This window comes from Demequina soli, assembly GCF_000971195.1.
In the GTDB taxonomy this organism is placed as follows: Bacteria; Actinomycetota; Actinomycetes; order Actinomycetales; family Demequinaceae; genus Demequina; species Demequina soli.
On record NZ_BBLZ01000006.1, the window covers coordinates 81,269 to 102,446 of the forward strand.

General features: G+C 72.2%; 25 protein-coding genes. 16 read left to right on the top strand and 9 right to left on the bottom strand.

Going from position 1 to position 21,178, the window contains the following annotated elements; all coding sequences use genetic code 11:
• The first annotated feature begins 17 nt into the window (after nt 1-17).
• The 7 genes from AOM04_RS12350 to AOM04_RS12380 all read left to right on the top strand — a co-directional run bounded on the left by AOM04_RS12350 (nt 18) and on the right by AOM04_RS12380 (nt 4,886).
• Nucleotides 18-1,112, top strand: coding sequence for a histidinol-phosphate transaminase (locus tag AOM04_RS12350; protein WP_062465092.1), 1,095 nt, complete (start codon nt 18-20; stop codon nt 1,110-1,112).
• Nucleotides 1,109-1,729 carry an imidazoleglycerol-phosphate dehydratase HisB gene (gene hisB / locus AOM04_RS12355; RefSeq protein ID WP_062465093.1) on the top strand — a complete coding sequence of 207 codons (621 nt, stop codon included), beginning with the start codon at nt 1,109-1,111 and terminating at the stop codon, nt 1,727-1,729. The genes AOM04_RS12350 and hisB overlap by 4 nt, the downstream gene beginning before the upstream one ends.
• Complete coding sequence (locus tag AOM04_RS12360; protein WP_062465094.1) at nt 1,726-2,178, top strand: hypothetical protein; 453 nt, start codon at nt 1,726-1,728, stop codon at nt 2,176-2,178. The genes hisB and AOM04_RS12360 overlap by 4 nt, the downstream gene beginning before the upstream one ends.
• Nucleotides 2,175-2,831 (top strand): imidazole glycerol phosphate synthase subunit HisH, encoded by a 657-nt coding sequence (gene hisH, locus AOM04_RS12365; protein ID WP_062465095.1) that lies wholly within the window; start codon nt 2,175-2,177, stop codon nt 2,829-2,831. Before AOM04_RS12360 ends, hisH begins: the two co-directional genes overlap by 4 nt.
• A 33-nt stretch (nt 2,832-2,864) precedes the next feature.
• Complete coding sequence (locus AOM04_RS12370) at nt 2,865-3,290, top strand: hypothetical protein (protein ID WP_156160738.1); 426 nt, start codon at nt 2,865-2,867, stop codon at nt 3,288-3,290.
• A gap of 101 nt (nt 3,291-3,391) precedes the next feature.
• Complete coding sequence (priA, locus tag AOM04_RS12375; protein ID WP_062465097.1) at nt 3,392-4,129, top strand: bifunctional 1-(5-phosphoribosyl)-5-((5-phosphoribosylamino)methylideneamino)imidazole-4-carboxamide isomerase/phosphoribosylanthranilate isomerase PriA; 738 nt, start codon at nt 3,392-3,394, stop codon at nt 4,127-4,129.
• 31 nt (nt 4,130-4,160) lie between these two features.
• Nucleotides 4,161-4,886 carry an SseB family protein gene (locus AOM04_RS12380; RefSeq protein WP_062465098.1) on the top strand — a complete coding sequence of 242 codons (726 nt, stop codon included), beginning with the start codon at nt 4,161-4,163 and terminating at the stop codon, nt 4,884-4,886.
• Nucleotides 4,887-4,907: 21 nt separating this feature from the next.
• Here AOM04_RS12380 and AOM04_RS12385 read toward each other — a convergent pair whose 3' ends face one another.
• From AOM04_RS12385 to AOM04_RS12405, 5 genes are read right to left on the bottom strand one after another with little or no spacing between them, the layout of a single operon-like run.
• Nucleotides 4,908-5,618, bottom strand: a complete 711-nt coding sequence (locus AOM04_RS12385; protein WP_062465099.1) for a trypsin-like peptidase domain-containing protein — start codon at nt 5,616-5,618, stop codon at nt 4,908-4,910.
• On the bottom strand, nt 5,611-6,111 hold the full coding sequence (locus AOM04_RS12390) for a hypothetical protein (RefSeq protein WP_062465100.1): 501 nt from the start codon (nt 6,109-6,111) through the stop codon (nt 5,611-5,613). The genes AOM04_RS12385 and AOM04_RS12390 overlap by 8 nt, the downstream gene beginning before the upstream one ends.
• Nucleotides 6,108-6,863 carry a S1 family peptidase gene (locus AOM04_RS12395; protein WP_062465101.1) on the bottom strand — a complete coding sequence of 252 codons (756 nt, stop codon included), beginning with the start codon at nt 6,861-6,863 and terminating at the stop codon, nt 6,108-6,110. The genes AOM04_RS12390 and AOM04_RS12395 overlap by 4 nt, the downstream gene beginning before the upstream one ends.
• The gene (locus AOM04_RS12400; protein WP_062465102.1) at nt 6,860-7,699 is read right to left on the bottom strand and encodes a hypothetical protein; all 840 of its coding nucleotides are present in this window, start codon (nt 7,697-7,699) and stop codon (nt 6,860-6,862) included. Before AOM04_RS12400 ends, AOM04_RS12395 begins: the two co-directional genes overlap by 4 nt.
• Nucleotides 7,699-8,049 (bottom strand): DUF1844 domain-containing protein, encoded by a 351-nt coding sequence (locus AOM04_RS12405; protein ID WP_174447676.1) that lies wholly within the window; start codon nt 8,047-8,049, stop codon nt 7,699-7,701. The genes AOM04_RS12400 and AOM04_RS12405 overlap by 1 nt, the downstream gene beginning before the upstream one ends.
• Before the next feature lie 200 nt (nt 8,050-8,249).
• Here AOM04_RS12405 and infC point away from each other — a divergent pair, with 200 nt between their 5' ends.
• The 9 genes from infC to AOM04_RS12450 all read left to right on the top strand — a co-directional run bounded on the left by infC (nt 8,250) and on the right by AOM04_RS12450 (nt 17,987).
• The gene (gene infC / locus AOM04_RS12410) at nt 8,250-9,029 is read left to right on the top strand and encodes a translation initiation factor IF-3 (RefSeq protein ID WP_369401365.1); all 780 of its coding nucleotides are present in this window, start codon (nt 8,250-8,252) and stop codon (nt 9,027-9,029) included.
• Nucleotides 9,030-9,124: 95 nt separating this feature from the next.
• Complete coding sequence (gene rpmI / locus AOM04_RS12415) at nt 9,125-9,319, top strand: 50S ribosomal protein L35 (protein WP_062294442.1); 195 nt, start codon at nt 9,125-9,127, stop codon at nt 9,317-9,319.
• A 37-nt stretch (nt 9,320-9,356) separates the two neighbouring features.
• Entirely contained in the window at nt 9,357-9,737 is a 381-nt protein-coding gene (gene rplT / locus AOM04_RS12420; protein WP_062465104.1) for a 50S ribosomal protein L20, read from the top strand.
• 26 nt (nt 9,738-9,763) lie between these two features.
• Nucleotides 9,764-10,615: a TrmH family RNA methyltransferase gene (locus AOM04_RS12425; RefSeq protein WP_062465105.1), complete on the top strand. Its 852-nt coding sequence runs from the start codon at nt 9,764-9,766 to the stop codon at nt 10,613-10,615.
• Between the two features lie 185 nt (nt 10,616-10,800).
• On the top strand, nt 10,801-12,468 hold the full coding sequence (locus AOM04_RS12430) for a sensor domain-containing diguanylate cyclase (RefSeq protein ID WP_156160739.1): 1,668 nt from the start codon (nt 10,801-10,803) through the stop codon (nt 12,466-12,468).
• A 9-nt stretch (nt 12,469-12,477) separates the two neighbouring features.
• The gene (locus tag AOM04_RS12435) at nt 12,478-12,924 is read left to right on the top strand and encodes a hypothetical protein (protein ID WP_062465107.1); all 447 of its coding nucleotides are present in this window, start codon (nt 12,478-12,480) and stop codon (nt 12,922-12,924) included.
• A 162-nt stretch (nt 12,925-13,086) separates the two neighbouring features.
• Nucleotides 13,087-14,175 carry a phenylalanine--tRNA ligase subunit alpha gene (pheS, locus tag AOM04_RS12440; protein WP_062465108.1) on the top strand — a complete coding sequence of 363 codons (1,089 nt, stop codon included), beginning with the start codon at nt 13,087-13,089 and terminating at the stop codon, nt 14,173-14,175.
• The gene (pheT, locus tag AOM04_RS12445) at nt 14,175-16,757 is read left to right on the top strand and encodes a phenylalanine--tRNA ligase subunit beta (protein ID WP_062465109.1); all 2,583 of its coding nucleotides are present in this window, start codon (nt 14,175-14,177) and stop codon (nt 16,755-16,757) included. Before pheS ends, pheT begins: the two co-directional genes overlap by 1 nt.
• A 165-nt stretch (nt 16,758-16,922) precedes the next feature.
• A complete protein-coding gene (locus tag AOM04_RS12450) occupies nt 16,923-17,987 on the top strand; it encodes a phospholipase D-like domain-containing protein (protein ID WP_169816446.1) in 1,065 nt (354 codons plus the stop codon).
• Nucleotides 17,988-18,005: 18 nt separating this feature from the next.
• Here the strand turns inward: AOM04_RS12450 and AOM04_RS12455 are convergent, their stop codons facing one another.
• From AOM04_RS12455 to AOM04_RS12470, 4 genes are all read right to left on the bottom strand, one after another.
• On the bottom strand, nt 18,006-18,407 hold the full coding sequence (locus AOM04_RS12455) for a PIN domain-containing protein (RefSeq protein ID WP_062465111.1): 402 nt from the start codon (nt 18,405-18,407) through the stop codon (nt 18,006-18,008).
• On the bottom strand, nt 18,397-18,669 hold the full coding sequence (locus AOM04_RS12460; protein WP_062465112.1) for a type II toxin-antitoxin system Phd/YefM family antitoxin: 273 nt from the start codon (nt 18,667-18,669) through the stop codon (nt 18,397-18,399). Before AOM04_RS12460 ends, AOM04_RS12455 begins: the two co-directional genes overlap by 11 nt.
• Nucleotides 18,670-18,838: 169 nt before the next feature.
• The gene (locus AOM04_RS12465; RefSeq protein WP_062465113.1) at nt 18,839-20,239 is read right to left on the bottom strand and encodes a hypothetical protein; all 1,401 of its coding nucleotides are present in this window, start codon (nt 20,237-20,239) and stop codon (nt 18,839-18,841) included.
• 95 nt (nt 20,240-20,334) lie between these two features.
• The gene (locus AOM04_RS12470; protein WP_062465114.1) at nt 20,335-21,156 is read right to left on the bottom strand and encodes an alpha/beta fold hydrolase; all 822 of its coding nucleotides are present in this window, start codon (nt 21,154-21,156) and stop codon (nt 20,335-20,337) included.
• Nucleotides 21,157-21,178: the final 22 nt, after the last annotated feature.

The following is a 21,178-nucleotide window of genomic DNA, read 5'->3' on the forward strand; positions in this document are numbered from 1 at the left end:
CCTTCTAGACTCTCCCCATGACCTTGCCGATCCGCCCCGACCTGGCCGGGCTCGAGCCCTACGGCGCCCCTCAGCTCGAGGTCGCCGCCCGCCTCAACGTCAACGAGAACCCGTACGCGCCCCCGAACGCCGTCGTCGACGCGATCGCGGCGGCGGTGCACAAGGCCGCCGAGGGCCTCAACCGGTATCCGGACCGCGACTTCCTGGGCCTGCGCGAGGACCTCGCCGCCTACCTGGCGACCGAGAGCCACGTCGACTTCCTCGAGGCCCGCCACATCTGGGCGGCCAACGGCTCCAACGAGGTCATGCTGCACCTGCACCAGGCCTTCGGCGGCCCCGGCCGCACGGTGATGAGCTTCGCGCCCACCTACTCGATGTACCCCGAGTACGCGCGCGACGCCCTCACCGACTACGTCACCCTGCCGCGCCGCGACGACTTCACGCTCGACGTCGAGGCCGCCGCCGCCGCGATCCGTGAGCGCCACCCGGTCATGGTGATCGTCGCCAGCCCGAACAACCCCACCGGCACCGCGCTGCCGCTCGACCAGGTCGAGGCGCTGCTCGCGGCGGCCGCGGACGTCCCCGGCGGCTGCCTCGTGGTGGTGGACGAGGCGTACGCGGAGTTCCGTCGCAAGGGCGTGCCGAGCGCCGCGACGCTGCTGCCCGAGCACCCGCACCTCGCCGTCAGCCGCACCATGTCGAAGGCCTTCGCGCTCGCGGGCGGCCGCGTCGGCTACCTCGCCGCGCACGAGGACGTGATCGACGCGCTGCGCATCGTCCGCCTGCCGTACCACCTCAGCGCGGTCACGCAGGCGACCGCGCGCGCCGCGCTGGCCCACCACCGCGAGCTGCAGGCCCAGGTCGACGAGATCCGCGCCGAGCGCGACGAGACCGTCGCGTGGCTGCGCGAGCAGGGCTTCACGGTCGCGGACAGCGACGCGAACTTCGCGCTGTTCGGCCCGTTCGAGGATCGTGAGAGGGTATTCCAGGGCCTGCTCGAGCGCGGCGTCCTGATCCGCGTGACGGGCCCCGAGGGATGGCTGCGGGTGTCGATCGGCACGCCGCAGGAGATGGCGCTGTTCCGCGGCGCACTGCTGGAGGTCACCGCATGAGCGAGTCCCAGGCCCGCACGGGCCGCACCGGTCGGATCGAGCGCGCCACGAGCGAGTCGTCGGTCCTGGTCGAGCTCGACCTCGACGGCTCGGGCCGCACCGAGATCTCGACGGGCGTGCCGTTCTACGACCACATGCTCACCGCGCTCGGCAAGCACTCGCTCATGGACCTCACGGTCCGCGCGACCGGCGACGTGCACATCGACTCCCACCACACCGTGGAGGACGTCGCGATCTGCATCGGCGAGGCGCTCAAGCAGGCCCTCGGCGACAAGGCGGGCATCTCCCGCTTCGGCGACGCGCTCGTGCCGCTGGACGAGGCGCTGGCCCAGTGCGTCGTCGACGTGTCCGGACGCCCGTACTTCGTGCACACGGGCGAGCCAGTCGGCCAGGCCACCCACCTCATCGGCGGCAACTTCGCGGGCTCGCTCACGGGCCACGCGCTCGAGTCGATCGCCCACCACGCGGGCATCTGCGTGCACATGCGCGTGCTCGCCGGCCGCGACCCGCACCACATCGTCGAGGCCCAGTTCAAGGCGCTCGCGCGGGCGCTGCGCTTCGCGGTGGAGAAGGACGCCCGCGTCCAGGGCATCCCCTCGACCAAGGGGGCCCTGTGAGCGACGTCGCCCTCCTGCTCACGCCGATCCCCAGCCCCCGATTCCTCACGGCGCTGTGCGCGCTGACGAAGGTGCGCGGGCGCGTGCTCGAGACCTCGGGCGGCCCGGTCGCGGTCCTGGACGATGCGTCGCCCGAGTCCGCGGAGCGGTCCGCCCGGGCGGTGTCCGGCTTCCTCAAGGGATCGGAGTTCCTCCTCGCGGAGAGCCGCGCCGGCAACGTGCGCGTGCAGTCGTGGAAGGGTGGCGCGGTCGCGGAGGAGCTGCCCGCCGGGCTCGTGCTCGCGGACTCGCCCGGCGTGGTGACGTCGCTGCTCACGGGCGTGCAGACGCTCGACCAGGTCGCCGAGACGCACGACGAGAAGATCCACTCGACCGACATCGGCCGCGTCAAGGCGTACCGGGAGCTGCTCAGGGAGACCAAGGCGCTCAAGAAGGGGCAGGGCGAATGACGGCGCCGCTCGTCTGCGTCTTCGACTACGGCTTCGGCAACGTCCGCTCCGCCACGCGCGCGCTCGAGCACGTGGGCGCGCGGGTCGAGCTCACCTCCGACCGCGCCGTCGCGGAGAATGCCGACGGCCTCGTGGTGCCCGGCGTGGGGGCGTTCGCGGCCGTCATGGACGGGCTGCGCGACGCGCGCGGCGACCAGATCGTCGGCCGCCGCCTCGCGGGCGGCCGCCCGGTGCTGGGCATCTGCGTGGGCATGCAGGTGATGTTCGAGCGCGGCGTCGAGCACGGCGTCGAGTCCGAGGGCCTCGACCAGTGGCCCGGCGTCGTCGAGCTGCTCCAGACGCCCGTGGTGCCCAACATGGGCTGGGCGCCCGTCGAGCCGCCGGAGGGCTCACGCCTGTTCGCGGGCGTCGAGGACGAGCGGTTCTACTTCGTGCACTCGTACGGCGCGCGCGAGTTCCCCCTGGGCACCACGGAGGACACGGGCCGCTTCGCGGCGCCGCTCGTCACGTGGTCGACCGCGGGTGCCGGCACCGGCGCGGACCGGTTCGTGGCGGCCGTCGAGAATGGGCCGCTCAGCGCGACCCAGTTCCACCCCGAGAAGTCGGGCGAGGCCGGGCTCCAGCTGCTGCGCAACTGGGTCGAGTCGCTCTAGACCCGTGCCCCGCGCGCGTGCCAGGCTGTGCGCATGAAAGCCCTGGTGACGATGCTGGTGCTGGCCGTCGCGGTACCGCTCGCGGGCTGCGCGGCCACCGGGGGCGCGGCGGCCTCGTGCGTGGGACCCGAGCTCTCGGTCGCGCCGGAGGCGGTCGCGCCGGGGGAGGCCGTGTCCATCGCGCTGTCGCGGGCGCTCGACGGGTGCCACGACACCGGCCAGCCCGGCGCCGCCGCGTGGGCGCAGGGCACGGTCCCCGCCGTCGTGACGCGGACGGGGACCGTGTTCCGCGACGTCGCGACCGTCGACCTGACGCTCGTGCACGGCGACGGCGAGGCGGTCCTCGACACCTCCGGCCTCAAGCCCGGCACCTACCTGGTCACCGTCGACGGCGCCGGCCTGCCGGTCGAGGCGAACTACGGCGGCGCCGAGGCGACGTTCACCGTCGCGGGCTCCTGACGCATCGTCCCACCCGCCGGGACGGGTAGCCTGGAGGCCGCCGCATCGGCCCCCATGACAGCGTGCTCCCTGGCACGCCGCGCTCCCACGAAAGCGAGACCATGACCGAAACGCCCCGCCTCGAGCTCCTGCCCGCCGTCGACGTCGCCGACGGCCAGGCCGTTCGCCTCACGCAGGGCGAGGCCGGCTCCGAGACCTCGTACGGCGACCCGCTGGCCGCGGCGCTCGACTGGGTGAACGGCGGCGCCGAGTGGATCCACCTGGTGGACCTCGACGCGGCGTTCGGGCGTGGCTCCAACGCGGAGCTCCTCGCGAGCGTCGTCAAGGCGGTCGACGTCAAGGTCGAGATGAGCGGCGGCATCCGCGACGACGAGTCGCTCGAGCGCGCCCTCGCCACCGGCTGCGCGCGCGTCAACCTGGGCACGGCAGCGCTCGAGGACCCCGAGTGGACCGCCCGCGCGATCGACCGGCACGGCGACCGCATCGCGGTCGGGCTCGACGTGCGCGGCACCACGCTCGCGGGCCGCGGCTGGACCCGCGAGGGCGGCGACCTGTGGGAGGTGCTCGCGCGCCTCGACGCCGCCGGCTGCGCCCGCTACGTCGTCACCGACGTGAAGAAGGACGGCATGCTCTCGGGCCCCAACCTCGAGCTGCTCACCCAGGTGTGCGAGGCCACCGACGCGCCCGTGGTGGCGAGCGGCGGCATCAGCTCGCTCGAGGACATCGCGGCGCTGCGCACCCTCACGGGTATCGGCATCGAGGGCGCGATCGTCGGCAAGGCGCTGTACCACGGCAACTTCACGCTCCCGCAGGCGCTCGACGTGGCGGGCCGTCCCTGACGGTGTCGGCGGCGGGCCGTAGGCTGGGCCCATGAGCGAGGACGAGCCCCTGAAGGAGATCCCCGAGTCGATCTTCTCCGACGACGACGGCAGCGCGGACGCGCGCCTCGCGCAGGCCCTGATCCGCTACTCCCACGGCAAGGCCGAGATGGCCGACGTGGTCGACGCGCTCGCCTACGCGCGGGTGCTCATCCCCGTGATGGCGTCGGGGGAGAAGCGCGTGGTCGGCAAGCACGGGCTCGAGCAGGACGAGGTCGCCTCCACCGGCGTCGTCGCCGTCGAGATGCCCGACGGCCGCACCGCGCTGCCCATCTTCACCGACGTGGACGCGGTCAAGGCGTGGAGCGACCGCGCCCGGCCCATCCCGGCGGAGGGCCCGCGCGCGGCGCTCGCCGCGGTCGCCGAGGGCTGGAGCGCGCTCGTGCTCAATCCCGGCATGGAGACGGTGCTCATCCCGCGCCCGGCCGTCTGGGCGCTCGGCCAGGGAGAGCCGTGGCGCCCCGCGGTAGTCGACGGCACCGTGGCGGAGGACGTCCGCGCGGCCGTCCAGGAGGCCGTCGCGCTCGACGAGTTGCTGCGCGGCGTCGACGCGGTGCCCGGCCGTGGCGCCGAGGTCGCCGTGGTCCTGCGCCTCGTCCCGGGCCTCACGCAGCCGGAGCTCGACGCGATCCTCGAGCGCGTGCAGGCGCAGCTCGCGCGCGCGGCCGTGGTGGCCCAGCGCATCGACAGCCTCGAGCTGCGGCTCGCGCAGGCCTGAACCCGGCGCTCGCCGCGCCGCTCAGCAGGCGGCGCGCACCTCGGTGAGCCGCGCCTCGTCCGCGAGGAACGCCTCGAGGCGCGGCAGCGTGACCGCGCCCGCGTACTCGTGCGAGTCGGACGAGAACACCACGCCCACGACATCGCCCGCGGCGTCCGTGACGGGGGAGCCCGAGTTGCCCTCCTTGGCGAGCACCCGCAGGTAGTAGATCTGCGGTCCTCCCGGGTCGAGCTCGTCGTCTCGCAGCCCGACGTACGGCCCCGTGACGGAGGCGAGCGGCCCGCCGAGCGCGTAGCCGGTCACCGTGAGGTCGTCGCCCGGGGAGGGCTCGTCGGTCGCGATCGTCGCGGCGTCGGGGAAGGTGCCGTCGATCGTGATGAGCGCCAGGTCGTCGCTCGTCGAGTAGGCGGCCGTGGTGGCGTGGTAGTGACGCCCCTGGTAGTCGGTCAGCTCGAGGTCGGTCGCACCCTTCACGACGTGCCGGTTGGTGACGGCGTGGGTCCGGTCCAGCATCCACGCGGTTCCGTTGCGGTAGGAGTCGCACGTGGTCGCCCAGACGCGCAGCGTGATCCGTTCGGCGTGGGTGAAGCCGTCCCCGGACGATGCGGCGGAGGAGGCCGCGACGGGCGTCGGGGTCGCGTACGGCGGCGGGGACAGCGGCACGCACGCGGCGAGCGCGAGGGCGGCGAGAGCGGCGATCAGGCCGGTGCGCGCCGCCCTCGGCTCACCCATGCTTGGCCTGGAAGGCGTCGTACGCGGCATGCACCTTGTCGCAGTAGTCGACGATCGAGGACTCCGATGCGTCGACGCTCGACGCGATGTAGCGGTCCGGGTGCCGCAGGACGTCGAAGTGCTCCTGCTGGGCGTCGACGCAGCGCTGGTACGCGTCGACGATGTCCTCGAGCTCCGTCACCAGCTCGGTGCCCTGCGCGCCCGAGTTCACCGCGGAGGAGTACTCCTTCTTCAGCGCGGCGAGCTCGGCGCGCGTCTGCTCGAGGCTGGCCAGGCGCGTGTTCTGGTCCGACACCTGGTCGGTGAGCGACCGCACGCGGCCCCGCAGGTCGGCGTTCTGGCCCTCCCACGTGGAGCGAGCCGTCGCGAGCAGCGCGAGCGGCACCGCGAGCGCGACCACGGCGACGAGGGCGAGGGCGAGGCCGATCGCGAGCCCGCGCCGGCGGCGAGGCGCCGCGGGCGCCGCCGGGGGCTCGACGGGCCCCTCGGTCACCGCGCCCCCGCGTTGGTGCTCACGCAGGACGCCTCCGGCACGAACAGCGAGGCCTCGCTCAGCAGCGTGTTGAGCGTGGAGATGGGCACGATGAAGCTCTGGTCCGAGAAGTTCTTGGCGTAGATGACGCCCACGACGTGGCCCTCCTCGTCGAGGACCGGCGATCCCGAGGACCCCTGCGACACCTTCGCGCTCGTCGCGAGCACGGTGCCGACGGCGCCGCCCAGCGGGTCGCTCGTGGTGCCGAGCACCACGCCCGTCGAGGTGGTGAGGCGCCCGCCGTTCGGGTACCCGACCACCGTGATGACGTCGCCCTCCGCGGGGTCCGCGTCGGCGCGCACCGCGAAGGCCGAGCCCAGCGACTCCTCGGTGGTGACGATCGCGATGTCGGCGACCGCGGTGGTGGTCGCGGCCGTCGCCGCGATCGAGCGCCCGTCGTAGGTGGTCACGGTGATGCGCTTGGCGTCGTCGACCACGTGCCGGTTGGTGACCAGCGTGTGCGAGTCGAGCGCGAAACCGGTGCCGGTCGCGATGAACCCGCAGCCGACGTTGCGCACGCGCACCGTCATGCGCTGGGCGGCCGTGAAGCCGTCGGGGGACAGGGCGCCGGGGCCGTCGCCCGGCGAGGCGGACGATGCGGGGACGAAGTCGTCGGGCATCGCGCCCGGGGCCTGGGGCAGGGTGGCGCAGCCCGCGAGGGCGAGCGCCAGGGTGGCGGCGAGCGCGGCGCCGGCGGTACGCGCTCGGCTCATCCCGCCACCGACTGCTGGAAGGAGACGTTCGCCGCGGTGGCGGCCGCGCACAGCTCGTCGACGCTCTTCTCGTACGCGCGGATCTCCTTCTTGTCGAAGTCGTCCGGGGAGCGCAGGTAGTCGACGAGCTTCTCGTGGCCCTCGACGCAGCGGCTCAGGGAGCTCGCGACGGAGGACGCCGAGGTGATGATCGACTGGAGGCCGTCGATCTGCTCCTGCGCGTAGGCGGCGTCGTCGCCCCACTGCGCGTTCTCGGCCTGGAGGCGGCTCACCGTGTCCTTCGAGGCCGACAGCTGCTGCGTGACGAGGTCGAGCTGCTGCTGCGTCGCGGCGAGCGTGTCGCGCTCGGCGGTGAGGTCGGTGCCGAGGCTGTGGCCCACCTCGGTGAGCTCGGCGACCCGCACCTCCCACGCGTCGGAGACGCGCCACAGGTAGGCGATGAGCGCGGCCGCGGCGAGCAGCGTGACGGTCATCATCGCGACCACGATGATGAGGCCGACGGGGCGCGGCGGATGGGCGGCGAAGGGCTCGTCGTCGGCGGCCTCGGCGCCGTCGGGGGCCACCATGGGGTCGGCGTCGTCGTCCTCGCCGAACCGGTGGGTCTCGTCGACGCCCGCGGCGCGCGAGGAGCGCCCCTTGCGGGGCTCCGCGACGGCCGCGCCGCCGACCACCGGGATCTCGTCGGTGTCGACGACGTCGTGGGGAGTCGGCTCGGTGACGGGGTAGAAGGGGAGGCGCGTCCGCGGGGGGCTGGTGGCGGTCCCTGTGGACGCGCTCAGCGAACCGGCGCGGCTGCCGAGATCGGCTCCGCGCCGGACGTCCTCCCCATTCGCCACTACGTGACCGCCCCCGTGTACTTCTCGCCGGGTCCCTCCCCGGGCCGGTCCGGGATCGCCGAGGCCTCCCGGAATGCCAACTGTACGCTTCGCAAACCGTCACGAAGCGCGCGCGCATGCGTGTCGCCGAGGTCCGGGGCAGCGGCGGTGACGAGCCCCGCGAGGGCGTTGATGATCGTCCGCGCCTCGTCGAGGTCCTGGTGCTTCTCGCCGTCCTCCGCCAGCCCGCACCGCAGTGCGGCCGCGCTGAGAAGATGAACGCTCACGGTCGTGATAAGTTCCACCGCGCTCACCTCGGCGATGTCACGGGCCGCCTCGGCGACCCCCGCATCGTCCGTCGGAGGGGGCATGTCTGCGGCACCGGCGGGCATGCCGGGACCTGCTTCCTGGTCTTCTGGGCACATGCTTGCTATTCTGGTGCATCGACCGGTTGCGGCAGACGTCGCAACACGCAAGTGGAGTCCACCTCCCACCCTCGGACCGTCAAGGACCAGGGTCTCGGTCACGGCCTTCGCCGCGAGGTTTCGCGGTGGGGTGTTCCGTGCCTCCGGTGGCCTCTGCTCGTGTTTCGGGCAGGGGCCTTTTCCCGTTTCTGGGGGCAGGGCGCCGGCCGGGAGGTCGCACACGTCAGCAACGAGAAGGAGCCGCTATCAACGAGCCGCGCATCAACGAGCGCATCCGAGTCCCCGAGGTCCGCCTGGTCGGTCCGAAGGGCGAGCAGGTCGGCATCGTCCGCATCGAGGATGCCCTCCGTCTGGCGCAGGACGCCGAGCTCGACCTGGTCGAGGTGGCGCCCAACTCGCGTCCTCCCGTCGTCAAGCTCATGGACTACGGCAAGTTCAAGTACGAGGCTGCGGTCAAGGCGCGCGAGGCACGTCGCAATCAGGCGAACACCGAGATCAAGGAGATGCGGTTCCGTCTCAAGATCGACGAGCACGACTACGAGACCAAGAAGGGTCACGTCGTCCGGTTCCTCAAGGGTGGCGACAAGGTCAAGGTCACGATCATGTTCCGTGGCCGTGAGCAGTCCCGTCCCGAGATGGGCCGACGCCTGCTGATGAAGCTCGCGGAGGAGCTCCAGGAGTACGGCGTGGTCGAGAACGCGCCGAGCCACGAGGGGCGCAACATGTCGCTCGTCCTGGGTCCGCTGAAGAAGAAGGCGGAGGCCAAGGAGGAGCAGCGCAAGGTCCGCGAGGAGCGCAAGGCCGCCGAGCAGGCCGCGCGCGACGAGAAGGACCGCAAGGCGCCGAAGGGTGCCGAGGTGGCCGACGAGGCACCCGAGGTGACCGACGAGGTCGCCGAGGCCGTCGAGGAGTCGGCGGCCGAGTAGACGTCGCGAGACGCACACAGGCTTCGGGCGCTGGTCGCCCGTGATCCGTGCTGGGCTCCACCGGGGCCCAGCCAGACCTAGAAGGAGAGGCAGCAATGCCCAAGAACAAGACCCACTCGGGTGCCAAGAAGCGCTTCAAGCTCACCGGCACCGGCAAGGTGAAGCACGCCTCGGCGATGAACGTCCACAAGTTCGAGGAGAAGCACTCCTCGCGCAAGCGCCGCGTGGCCCAGGACCAGATCCTGTCGGACGCCGACTCGAAGAAGATCAAGAAGCTGCTGGGCAAGTAAGCCCCGCCCCCACACACGTACCTTTAGGAGAACTGAAATGGCACGCGTCAAGCGGGCGGTCAACGCCCAGAAGAAGCGCCGTACTACCCTCGAGCGCGCCGCGGGTTACCGCGGTCAGCGTTCGCGCCTCTACCGGAAGGCGAAGGAGCAGGTCACCCACTCCCTCGTCTACTCGTACAACGACCGCCGCAAGCGCAAGGGCGACTTCCGCAAGCTCTGGATCCAGCGCATCAACGCTGCGGCCCGTGCGAACGGCATGACCTACAACCGCTTCATCCAGGGCCTCAAGGCCGCTGGCATCGAGGTCGACCGCCGCATGCTCGCCGAGCTCGCGGTGAACGACGAGGCCGCGTTCGCGACCCTGGTCGAGACCTCGAAGAAGGCGCTCCCCGCCGACGTCAACGCGCCCGCCGCGTAAGACGTCCTCCTCAAGGGATCACCCGCATGACGGAACGCCCCGCCGGGCCTGCTGACCTCACCGTGACGCTTTCGAATCCGAAGGCCGAACGGGTCAAGAGAGTCGCGGCCCTGGCGGGGCGTTCCGCGCGTTCCCGGGCGGGCGTGTGGCTCGTCGAGGGACCGCAGGCGGTGCGCGAGGCGGTGCGGTTCGCCGCCGACCGCGTGCGCGACGTCTACCTGTCGCCCGACGCGGCGCTGCGCTACCCCGAGATCGCCTCGGAGGCGCTCGCCGCCGGGCTGTACGTCCACGTCGGCACCGATGCGGTGCTCGAGGCCATGAGCGCCGACGCCCAGGGCGTCGTCGCGGTCGTCGAGTCCACCGGCACGTCGCTCGACGACGTCGTGGCGGCCGCGCCGCGTCTGGTCGCCGTCCTGTCGAACGTGCGTGACCCCGGCAACGCGGGCACCGTGATCCGCGTGGCCGATGCGGCGGGCGCCGACGCCGTGGTGCTCGCCGGCGAGTCGGTCGACCCCGGCAACCCCAAGGTGATCCGCTCCACGGCGGGATCCCTGTTCCATCTTCCCGTGGCGCGCGCGCCGCTGGCCGAGGCGGTGGCCGCGCTCGGTGCCGCCGGGCTCACCGTGCTGGCCGCCGACGGATCGGGCGAGGACCTCCTGGGCGACGCCGGCTCCGGCTCGGGCGCGGGCGGCTCGGAGTCGCTCGCCGGACGCACCGCGTGGGTGTTCGGCAACGAGGCCTGGGGCCTGCGCCCCGAGGAGCTCGACCTCGTCGACGCCGTGGTGCGCATCCCGATCCACGGCCACGCCGAGAGCCTCAACCTCGGCACCGCCGCCGCCGTTTGCCTGTACGCGTCGGCGACCGCCCAACGGGCCTGACGCCCGCTCGGGCAACCGCCGGCAATCCGGACATTCTCCACAGGCCAGCCTGGGGATAACCGGGCGATCGGCGCCCCACCAGGGGAGGAACCCGTCTCGCAGGGTGGACAGAACCTCGGCACCCTGTGACGAAGACCACCCCGCCGCGAGCCCCGACACGCGTGCGGACCACGGACAATGGTGCCGTGACAAGGGGACGGCTGAGGCTGCGCATGGCGCGATCGCGCGGCGTCGTCGCCGCGGTCGTCATGGTCGCGGCGGTCCTGGTGATCCAGATGGTCGCGTCGGTGCTGAGCGCCGTCATCGCCGACCGCACCCTGTCCGCCGCCGCGGAGGATACGTACACCTACGTCGGCGACCTCATGTCCGAGCGCGTCGCGACCTTCGCGGGCGCCGCCTCCGACGTGGTCGAGGGCACCGCGTCCGAGATCCGCCGCGACGGCACGCTCCCCACCGACGACGAGCTGCTGCGCGCCCTCGCGGACCGCCTCGACCGCGAGCCCGCGGTCGGCAGCATCTTCGTCGCCGAGCCGGACGGCCACCTGGTCTCCCTCGCGACCGCGCCCGACGGCTACTCGCTCGTCGAGGTCACGCCCGACCCCGCCGCCGGCGGCGCCGCCATCACGCGCGTGGAGTACGACGCCGAGCTCGACGAGACCGACCGCACCGACGGGTCCACCGCCTACGACCCCACGTCCCGGCCCTGGTACCAGCGGGCCCTGGGCTCGACCGCGGTCGCCTGGACGGACCCGTACATCTCGTCGCGCACCGACGAGATCGTCGTCTCGCCGGTCCTCGCGGTCCGCGACCCCGCGGGCGCCGCGGTGGCCGTCGTCGGCGCCGACCTGGACCTCGACCGCCTCGGCAGCCTCCTCGAGGACATCCCGATCGGCTCCGACGCGCACGCCTTCATCCTCACGGGCGACGGCAAGGTGGTCGCCGCCCCGGCTGGCCAGCGCGCGACCCTCCACCGCCTGCAGGCGCAGCTCGACGGCGTGCCCGACGCGTCCGACCTCGGCATCCCCACCGCTGCGCCCAGCGCGATCGCGAGCTCCAGCGCGATCCGCGCCCACGGCGACACCGTGAGCCTCGAGCGCACCATGGACCCCGCCACCGGGCTCGACTGGGTGCTCCACCTCGACGCCAGCGCCTCCGATCTCGCCCCCGCGGTCAGCGGTTTCAAGCGCGCGGCCTACTGGGTCACCAGCTTCTCGGTCCTCATGGTGGTGGTGGCGGCCGGCCTCGCGCTGCAGCTGTGGCGCCCCATCCGCCGCATGCGCGAGCACGCCCAGACCGACGCGCTGACCGGCCTCGCCAACCGCTACGAGTACGCCCGCCGTGGCCGCGCGATCCTGCGGTCGGCGCAGCGCGACGGCGAGGCGGTGGTCCTCATCGCGCTCGACCTCGACGACTTCAAACGGGTCAACGACGAGCACGGGCACGACGCCGGGGACGTGGTCCTCGCGGCTGTCGGCGACGTCCTCAACGAGACGGTGCGTAGCCGCGACATCGCCGCGCGCATCGGCGGCGACGAGTTCATCGTGCTCATGCGCCTGGGCGAGCGCGGCTCCCCGGTCGAGGTCGCGCGCCGCCTGCGCGACGACGTCGCCCTCGCCATCCGCGAGTCCTTCGCCGGCGGCTGCGGCGCGGGCGCGACCGCGGGCTTCGCGACCACCACGGCCGCGGGCCACGACCTCGCCACGCTCCAGTCCGCCGCCGACGAGGCGCTCGTGTCCGGCAAGCGCGTGCGCAAGGGCCGCACCTACGCGTTCGGCCACGGCGCCGGGACGCACGCGCCCGGGGACGATGCGCCGGAGGGCCTGTCGCCGGCTGGTAGCCTTCCCGGCAACTGAGGAGGTCCCATGGACAACACGCGTCGGCTCGACATCCCTGGTGCCCGCGGCACCGTCGAGGTCGAGGGCGTGCTGGGTCTGCTCTACAAGGTCCGCATCGGCGGCGAGATCGTCAAGCGGTCGAAGAGCCGCTGGTCCATCCCGCTGCGCAACGGCTCCACCGCGAAGCTGTCGTCCAACGGCATCATCCCCGGGTTCCAGACGCTGTACCTCGACGGCACCCCGGTGCTGAAGATGGGCGCGCACGTGCCGACCGCCGCGAAGGTCGCGATGTTCGCGCCGCTGCTGCTCATCGTGTTCGGTTACCTGGGCCCGTTCCTCGCGGTGTTCATGTTCCTCACGAACGTGCTGCTCGTGAAGAACCCCCAGGTGCCCGTCGGCTTCCGCGTCGCCATGCCGATCGTCACGACGGCGATCATGGCGTTGCTTCTCACCGTCATCGGGCTAACCTGGTAGCACGATGCGCCGCACCCGCCTGTTTACCTAGGCCCGGAGAGACCCTCCGGGCCTGACTCGCGCCCGGACGCCCCAGGCGAGGACCGCATCGTCCACCGCCGGCCCGCCCGTGCGCCCCGCTAGACTTCCACCGGTTGTTTTCGAGGCTGTGAAGGGCCACCCATGACTGAACTCTCCCCGCTCGACGTCGCAGGCGTCGACGCGGCCGTCGCCGAGGCGCTCGCCTCGTTCGCGGCGGCCACCTCCCTGGACGAGCTGAAGGAGGCCCGCCTCGCCGCCACCGGCGACAAGGCCGCGCTCACGCTCGCGAACAAGCTCATCGGCGGCCTCACGCCCGAGGAGAAGGCGCAGGCCGGCAAGACGATGGGCGGCGCGCGTGCCGCGATCGGCCGCGCCCTTGCCGCCCGCACCGCCGAGCTCGAGGCCGAGCGCGACGCGCGCGTGCTGGTCGAGGAGGCCGTGGACGTCACGCTTCCCGTCTCGCGCGCTCTCGTGGGTGCGCGGCACCCGCTCGAGACGATGCAGGAGCGCATGTGCGACGTGTTCGTCTCCATGGGCTGGGAGGTCGCCGAGGGACCCGAGATGGAGGCGGAGTGGTTCAACTTCGACGCCCTCAACTTCGATCCCGACCACCCGGCGCGCGAGATGCAGGACACGTTCTTCATCGACCCGCCGTCGTCGGGGCTCTTGATGAGGACGCACACCTCGCCGGTGCAGGTGCGCGCTGCCTTGGAGAGGCGTGACTCGCTCGAGAACGAGGGCCGCGGCATCTACGTCGTGTGCCCCGGCAAGACGTTCCGCACGGACGAGCTCGACGCGACCCACACCCCGGTGTTCCACCAGATCGAGGGCCTGGCCATCGATCGCGGTTTGACGATGGCGCACCTCAAGGGCACGCTCGACCACTTCGCGAAGTCGCTGTTCGGGCCGGACGCGGTGACGCGCCTGCGCCCCTCGTTCTTCCCCTTCACCGAGCCGTCCGCCGAGATGGACCTCCGCTGCTTCGTGTGCGGCGGCTCGGACCCCGACTGCCGCACCTGCCGCGGCACCGGCTGGATCGAGTGGGGCGGCTGCGGCATGACGCACCCCAACGTGCTGCGTGCCGCCGGGATCGACCCGACCAAGTACACCGCCTTCGCGTTCGGCATGGGGATCGAGCGCACCCTGATGTTCCGCCACAGCGTCACCGACATGCGCGACATGGTCGAGGGCGACGTGCGCTTCTCTCAGCAGTTCGGGATGGAGATCTGATGCCGAAGATTCCGCTTAGCTGGCTCGCGGAGTCCGTCTCCCTGGTGGAGGGCGCGACCCCCGAGGACATCGTCACCTCGCTCGCGAAGGTCGGGCTCGAGGAGGAGGGCATCCACGGCTCCGGCGTCGAGGGGCCTTTGGTTGTCGGGCGCGTCATGTCGTTGGTCAAGGAGGAGCAGTCCAACGGCAAGACCATCAACTACTGCCGCGTCGACGTCGGCTCCTTCAACGACCCCGAGGGGCCGGGGCACAAGCCCGACAACAAGGTCGACTACCCGTCGTCGAAGGGCATCGTGTGCGGTGCGCACAACTTCGTCGAGGGCGACTGGGTGGTCGTGGTGCTGCCGGGCGCGACGCTGCCCGGGCCGTTCCCGATCTCGGGGCGTAAGACGTACGGCCACTGGTCGGACGGCATGATCTGCTCGGCGCGCGAGCTGGGGCTCGGCGAGGACCACTCGGGCATCATCGTGCTCACCTCCCTTGGCTTCTCGGCCGATGAGCTCGAGCCCGGCCAGGACGCGATCCCGCTGCTCGGCCTCGACCAGAAGACCATCGAGATCAACGTCACGCCCGACCGCGGCTACTCGTTCTCGATCCGCGGCGTGGCGCGCGAGTACGCGCACGCGACCGGCGCATCGTTCACCGACCCCGCTGGTATTCCGGTGACCGGGGCCGCCGGTGAGGGCTTCCCCGTGCTCATCGAGGACGAGGCGCCCGTGCGCGGCAACGTGGGCTGCGACAGGTTCGTGGCGCGCATCGTGCGCGGTGTCGACCCGAACGCGCCGGTGCCCGCGTGGATGAAGCAGCGCCTCGAGGGCGCGGGCATGCGCTCGATCTCGCTCGCGGTGGACGTCACCAACTACGTCATGCTCGAGCTGGGCCAGCCGCTGCACGCGTACGACCTCGCGACGGTGACCGCGCCGATCGTGGTGCGTCGTGCGCGGCCCGCGGAGAGCATCGTCACCCTGGACGATGCGACGCGCGTGCTCCACGGCGAGGACCTGCTCATCACGGACTCTGATGGTGGGCATGGCGCTCGCGCGATCGGCATCGCCGGCGTCATGGGCGGCGCGCTGACCGAGGTGTCCGCCTCGACCGTCGACGTGCTGCTCGAGGGTGCGCACTTCGACCCGATCACCATCGCGCGCACGGCGCGCCGTCACAAGCTCGGCTCGGAGGCCTCGCGGCGCTTCGAGCGCGCCGTGGACACCGCGCTGCCGCCCGTGGCGGTGCAGCGCGCGGCGAACCTGCTCGCGGAGCTGGGCGGCGGTGTGATCGAGGACGTGTTCACGGACGTGAACAACGTGCCCGCGGTTTCTCCGATCGAGATGGATGCCGACTATCCGTCGCGCATCGTGGGCGTCGACTACCCGGTGTCCGAGGTCGTGTCCTCGCTCGAGCAGGTCGGGTGCACCGTGACGCAGGACGGCGACGTGCTCATCGTGACGCCGCCGACGTGGCGCGCGGACCTCGAGGCGCCCATCAACCTGGTGGAGGAGGTCGCGCGCCTGCGCGGCTTCGAGAACCTGCCGTCGGTGCTGCCCGTGGCGCCCCCGGGGCGTGGGTACACGCACTCGCAGATCGTGCGGAAGTCGGTCGCGCGGTCGCTGGCCGAGGCCGGGCTGACGCAGGTGCTGACCTACCCGTTCATCTCCTCGCAGCGGCTCGACGACTGTCTGCTGCCTTCTGATGATGTTCGTCGCGACGTCATCCGCCTGGCCAACCCGCTGAGCGCGGAGCAGCCGCTGCTGCGCACGGCGCTCATCGAGACGCTGGTGGACGCGGTGAAGGTCAACCTGGGTCGCGGTGCACAGGACGTGGCGGTCTACGAGACCGGTCGCGCGTACCTGGGCCGCCTCGTGGGCGCCATCCCGGCGACCTACTCGGGCGACTCGATCACGCCGGACGACGTCGAGGCGCTCAACAAGGCCATCCCGGGCCAGGTGCGCCGCGTCGCGGGCATCATGGCCGGCAACAAGATCGCCGCCGGCTGGGACGGCCACGCCACGCCGTGGCGCTGGACCGACGCGATGGCGATGGTCGAGAAGGTCGAGCGCGCGTGCGGCGTGGTGCTTGAGATCTCGTCGGAGGTGGGGGAGCGGCAGTCGACGGCTCCGTTCCACCCGGGCCGCGTGGCGATCTACCGTCTCGACGGCGAGATCGTCGGCGGGGCGGGCGAGCTGCACCCGAAGGTGTGCGAGAACCTCGGCCTCCCGGCTCGTTCGGTGGCGTTCGAGCTGCTGCTCGATCCGATGATCTCCGAATCTGAAGGCGTCCTTGTCACTGCGTCGCCCGTCTCCGGGCAGGTGCTGGCGAAGGAGGACTTCGCTTTCGTGGTGTCGTCTGACGTGGCCGCTGGGGACCTGGTCTCCGCGGTCATCGATGCGGGTGACGGTCTGGTCGAGGACGCGCGCGTCTTCGACGTCTACACGGGCGAGCAGATCGGGTCTGGGAAGAAGTCCTTGGCCATCAACGTGAAGATGCGCGACGCGGACCACACGCTCTCGGCCGACGAGGTGCTGTCCGTGCGCGAGGCGATCATCGCGGCGGCGTCCGAGAAGTTCGGTGCAATGCTGCGCTAACGCGCTCTGAAGTCACGATGCGGCGGCCGGCGGATCACCCCGCCGGCCGCCGACCGCGTTCCCGGGCCGGCGCGTCGCCCGTCTCCGGCTGTGCCGGCCATCGGCGCGCGCCCGCGTCGCCGCCGCACACCTCGCCTCCATAGACTGGCAGCACAGCGAGGAAGCGTGGATCTGTTGTCCAGTGCATCGGCGCCCGCACACGGCGAGCACCCTCACGATCGCGGGGCCAGCCTTGCGTCGCCCCAGCTGCTCCCGGCCGAGGACTACGTCGCCGACGCGACCCGGCGCATCCACGACGCCAAGCGGCGCGTGCTGCTGACGACGTTGACCATCGCGCACGACCACCGCACGGACGACCTCATCGAGGCGCTCGTGTGGGCCGCGAGGCGTGGGGTCGACGTGTCGGTCGCTGCGGACGTCTTCACCTACGCGGACGCCGCCGGCACCTTCCTGCCCACCGGCTATCGCACCAAGGCATGGCGCACCTCCGACCAATTGGCCTCGAGGCTCACCCACGAAGGCGTGCGCTTCACCTGGCTGGGCCGCGAGAAGGGTCTCCCGTGGCGGGGCCGGACGCATACGAAGTTCTGCGTGGTGGACGACGTTGCGTACGCCTTCGGCGGGGTGAACCTGGACCGCAAGGGCATCGAGAACACCGATTTCATGCTCCGCATCGCCGACCCGCGGCTGGCCGACGACCTCGAGACGGTCTACCACCAGATCCGGCACATGAACCACCACGAGCGCGGGCACGAGTCGCTCGAGCTGCCGTACGGCACCGACCGGGTGCTGGTGGACGGGGGCATCCCCGGCGACTCCATCATCTACCGCCGGGCGCTCGAGCTGGCGCGGCGGGCGGAGCGCGTGCTGCTCGTCTCCCAGTACTGCCCGACCGGGGAGCTGGGCAAGGTCATCAGCGAACGAGACCACGAGCTGTGGTTCAACCCGCCGCGCAACGCCAGCCCCGTGAACCGCGCCCTCATCACCTCCTCGATGCTGTGGACCCGCCATCGCTCGATGTACACGAGCAAGCACTACCTGCACGCCAAGGTGATGGTCTTCTTCGGCGAGGATGGCGCCCGTACGGCGCTCACGGGGTCGCACAACTTCGTGGAGGGAGGCGTGCGTCTGGGCACGCGCGAGATCGCCATGGAGACCCGGAACCCAGCGACGGTCGCGCAGATCCTGGAGTTCCATGCGCTCTACGTCCGTGGCGACGGCGCGTCCTGAGAGTGCAGGCCGGTGCCGTCAGCCCCTGACGGGATCGTGGGTCGCGAAGCCCAGTGCCTCGCCGACGGTCAGCATCGTCCGATCGTGCGACACGATCGTCGTCGCGGCGGCTCCGAGGCGCATGGCCGACGCCAGGTGCAGGGCATCGAGGGTCGTGACGTGCGGACGAATGCTCGCGGCCTCCGCGACGAGGGCGCTGTCGACGCCGAGCAGGACGAGCTCCGCGGCGAACTCGTCGGCGACGCGCGTGGCCAGGCCGTCACGGCGCAGAGCGCGGACGCACTCCAGGTGGAGCAGTCGCGACGACACGACCGTGCCCGGTTCGGTCGACGCGTACCAGGCGGTCGCCCCCGCGTCGTGCCCGAGCATCACGCGCAACGCGACGGAGGTGTCGAGGTACCACGTGCGGTCACCAGCCACGATCGAGCTCGCTGAGCACGGAATCCGCGTCGTCCGAGAGCTCGACCCGCGGGCGGGAGCGCGGACGCTCCCGTGTGGGCGCGGTCGCGAGCCCGGCGGCGATCAGGGCCTCGATCGGGCTTGCGCCGTCGACGGGCTCGGGGATCAGGCGCAGGACAACCTTGCCGCGGTTGGTGACGCGCACGGGCTCGCCGGTCTCCGCGATCTCACGCGTGATCGCGGAGATGCGCTGGTTGAGCTCCGTCATGGTGATCGTCTTCACGCGGCCAATTCTAGGATCGAGATGCTAGATACGGACGGGGTATGGATGGCGCCGGCGCCGCGGCGGTGCCAGGGCCGGAGTGAAGCGCGCGCGACAACCATCCACGTTCGTGTCGCTTACGGCCGTCCCAGCTCCGCAATCAAGGCAGGGTCGTGACGCTTTGCAGGCGTCAGATCGCAGGCTCGTCCTCGACGATGGCCGCCTCGGCGACCTCGTCCTCGGCGGAGGCCGCCGCATCGTCCACGGGCCCGCGCAGCACGAAGAAGACCGCCGCCCCGAGCGCGAGCACCACCCCTCCGAGCACCACGTCCCACACGGACAGCGGCCGCAGCGTCGCGGCGAGGATCCACAGCAGCAGCCCCAGCCACACCCACAGCAGCCAGCCCATCCGGCGCAGCACGTCGCCGAGGCCCTCGGGACGCCACCCGCGGCGGTCCAGCAGCATGGTCCCGCGCCGCAGCACCGACGACCCCGATCCGCGCGCGCCCGACGCCAGCGACGACCCGCCCGAGAACACCCCGGCCAGGATGAGGATCACGCCCAGCACCGCGTAGGCGAGCATGACCGCCGCGACCTCTCCGGTGAGCGCGTGGTAGATCGCGGCGGTGGCGGCGGTCGGCACGGTGGTCGCGACGGCCGCGGCCACCACGGACCCGCCGAGTGCGATCGCGAATCCCAGCACCGCCCCCAGGATGAGGATCAGCGTGCCCGCGACGATCACCGCGCGCGGGCGTCGCGGGTGCACGATCACGCCGACGATCACGAGCAGCAGCGCCACCCACGGCAGCGTGTTGCCCACCGTGGTGAGCACCGAGTACCCCAGCCGCGCCTTCGCCACGCCCGGCACGTCCGCGACCTTGATCGAGGCGTTCACCTCGGGGATCGAGCTCGCGAGGGTGAAGCCGGCGTCCACGAGCGCAGGCTTGAGCTGGTCGATCAGCGGCTGCAGCTGGATGGACACCTCGCCGGAGTCGGAGATGGACACGGCACCGTCCGCGTCCGCCTCCATCACCGCGACGAGCTGCTGGTGCGTGAGCCGCAGCGACTGCTCCCACACGGTCGCGAACGCGTCGGACTCGACCACGGTCGTGAGCGCGGACCGGATCGCCACGCGCGCCTGGTCCGCGAGCAGCGGCCCCAGCAGGCCCTTCGCGTTCTCGAGCCGCGGCGTCGCGCTGGTGTCGATCACGGAGTTGAGCAGGTCCTCGACGAGCGCGTCGGTGTCGAGCGCGTTGTCGATCGCCTTCGAGGCCTCGTCCACGATGAGCGCCTGCACCGCCGGGTCCTCGGCGAGCGGCGCGAGCGTGCTCACGAACGCGTCCGTGTCGCTCACCTGGCGTGCCGCGAAGCCCGCGACGGTGGCCAGCGGCGCCACGATCGTGCCGAGCACGATCAGCAGGATCCCCAGGAACGCCCGTCCTCGGTGACGCGAGCGCGTCGCGACGGCGACGGGGGACGATGCGGCGTCCGCCGGGGCGATCGCGGCGGCCACCGTCTCGCGCAGCCGGGCGTTCTCGGCCTCGAGCTCGGCGAGCCGCGCCTCGATCTGCGCCTTGGTCGGTCCGGCCATGGTCGTGCCTCCTGAAGATCGCCTTGGCCCGAGACTAGCGCCGGACCGCGGGCGACGGGAGGGATTCCAGGGACGATGCGCCGCCCGGCAGGCCTTCAGCGGCCCGGTGCCGCCTCCGCGAGGAACGCGAGCACGTGCGCGAGGGTCTGGTCGAACCGGTCGCGATGGATGCTGTGCCCCGCGCCCGCGATCCGCACGGCCCTCCCGTCGGGCAGCGCCTCGAGCGCCGCCGCCGCGATCTCCGGCGTGACGATCGCCCCGAGCTCCGGGTCGCCCGTGACGAGCAGAACGGGGCAGCGCATCGCCGCGAGGCGGTGCCGCCAGCCCAGCCCGAGGCCACGCGCGAGCAGCGCCAGCATGGTCGGGTCGAATTGCGCCTTGGTCGCCGCCCAGGCCTCGTTCTCGGCCGCGTCCCACGTGGGGTTCTGGCGCGTGGCGACGGCAAGGCGCTCGCCCTCGCTCATCGACCGCATGTCCGCGAGCAGCGCGGCGAAGCCGTCGAGGTGCGGGTCCGGGCCGTCCTGCTCCGCCGCCTCGGTGCGGCCGAACGGCGGGTCCTCGAGCACGGCGGCGGCCACCAGGTCCGGGCGCGAGGCGGCCAGCGCGGCCGCCGTCTCCGCGCCCATGGAATGGCCCCACACCAGCACCGGACCCAGGCTCAACGCGTCGAGCACCGCGGCGGCGTCGGCGGCCAACGTGGCGACGTCGGGCGCGGCGTCGACCCGGCTCGAGCCGCCGTGGCCCCGCGCGTCGGGCATGACCAGGTCGTAGCCGGGAGCGAGGGCATCGGCGACGCGGGACCATGCGGCCGCGCCGTCGGTGATGCCGTGCAGGAGGAGCAGGGTGCGCGCGCCGTCGCGCGGGAGACGGCGGTAGCGCAGCTCCGCGCCCGCCGCCCGGATCAGGCCGGTGTCCATGGCGCCATGGTGGCACGCCGCA

Coding starts and splice junctions, on each gene's coding strand:
- AOM04_RS12470 (WP_062465114.1), bottom strand. CDS start 21,156: ATGGACACCGGCCTGATCCGGGCGGCGGGCGCGGAGCTGCGCTACCGC.
- hisH (WP_062465095.1), top strand. CDS start 2,175: ATGACGGCGCCGCTCGTCTGCGTCTTCGACTACGGCTTCGGCAACGTC.
- AOM04_RS12435 (WP_062465107.1), top strand. CDS start 12,478: ATGGACAACACGCGTCGGCTCGACATCCCTGGTGCCCGCGGCACCGTC.
- AOM04_RS12350 (WP_062465092.1), top strand. CDS start 18: ATGACCTTGCCGATCCGCCCCGACCTGGCCGGGCTCGAGCCCTACGGC.
- AOM04_RS12405 (WP_174447676.1), bottom strand. CDS start 8,049: ATGCCCCCTCCGACGGACGATGCGGGGGTCGCCGAGGCGGCCCGTGAC.
- AOM04_RS12370 (WP_156160738.1), top strand. CDS start 2,865: ATGAAAGCCCTGGTGACGATGCTGGTGCTGGCCGTCGCGGTACCGCTC.
- hisB (WP_062465093.1), top strand. CDS start 1,109: ATGAGCGAGTCCCAGGCCCGCACGGGCCGCACCGGTCGGATCGAGCGC.
- priA (WP_062465097.1), top strand. CDS start 3,392: ATGACCGAAACGCCCCGCCTCGAGCTCCTGCCCGCCGTCGACGTCGCC.
- pheS (WP_062465108.1), top strand. CDS start 13,087: ATGACTGAACTCTCCCCGCTCGACGTCGCAGGCGTCGACGCGGCCGTC.
- AOM04_RS12380 (WP_062465098.1), top strand. CDS start 4,161: ATGAGCGAGGACGAGCCCCTGAAGGAGATCCCCGAGTCGATCTTCTCC.
- AOM04_RS12465 (WP_062465113.1), bottom strand. CDS start 20,239: ATGGCCGGACCGACCAAGGCGCAGATCGAGGCGCGGCTCGCCGAGCTC.
- pheT (WP_062465109.1), top strand. CDS start 14,175: ATGCCGAAGATTCCGCTTAGCTGGCTCGCGGAGTCCGTCTCCCTGGTG.
- AOM04_RS12395 (WP_062465101.1), bottom strand. CDS start 6,863: ATGAGCCGAGCGCGTACCGCCGGCGCCGCGCTCGCCGCCACCCTGGCG.
- rplT (WP_062465104.1), top strand. CDS start 9,357: ATGGCACGCGTCAAGCGGGCGGTCAACGCCCAGAAGAAGCGCCGTACT.
- rpmI (WP_062294442.1), top strand. CDS start 9,125: ATGCCCAAGAACAAGACCCACTCGGGTGCCAAGAAGCGCTTCAAGCTC.
- AOM04_RS12385 (WP_062465099.1), bottom strand. CDS start 5,618: ATGGGTGAGCCGAGGGCGGCGCGCACCGGCCTGATCGCCGCTCTCGCC.
- AOM04_RS12425 (WP_062465105.1), top strand. CDS start 9,764: ATGACGGAACGCCCCGCCGGGCCTGCTGACCTCACCGTGACGCTTTCG.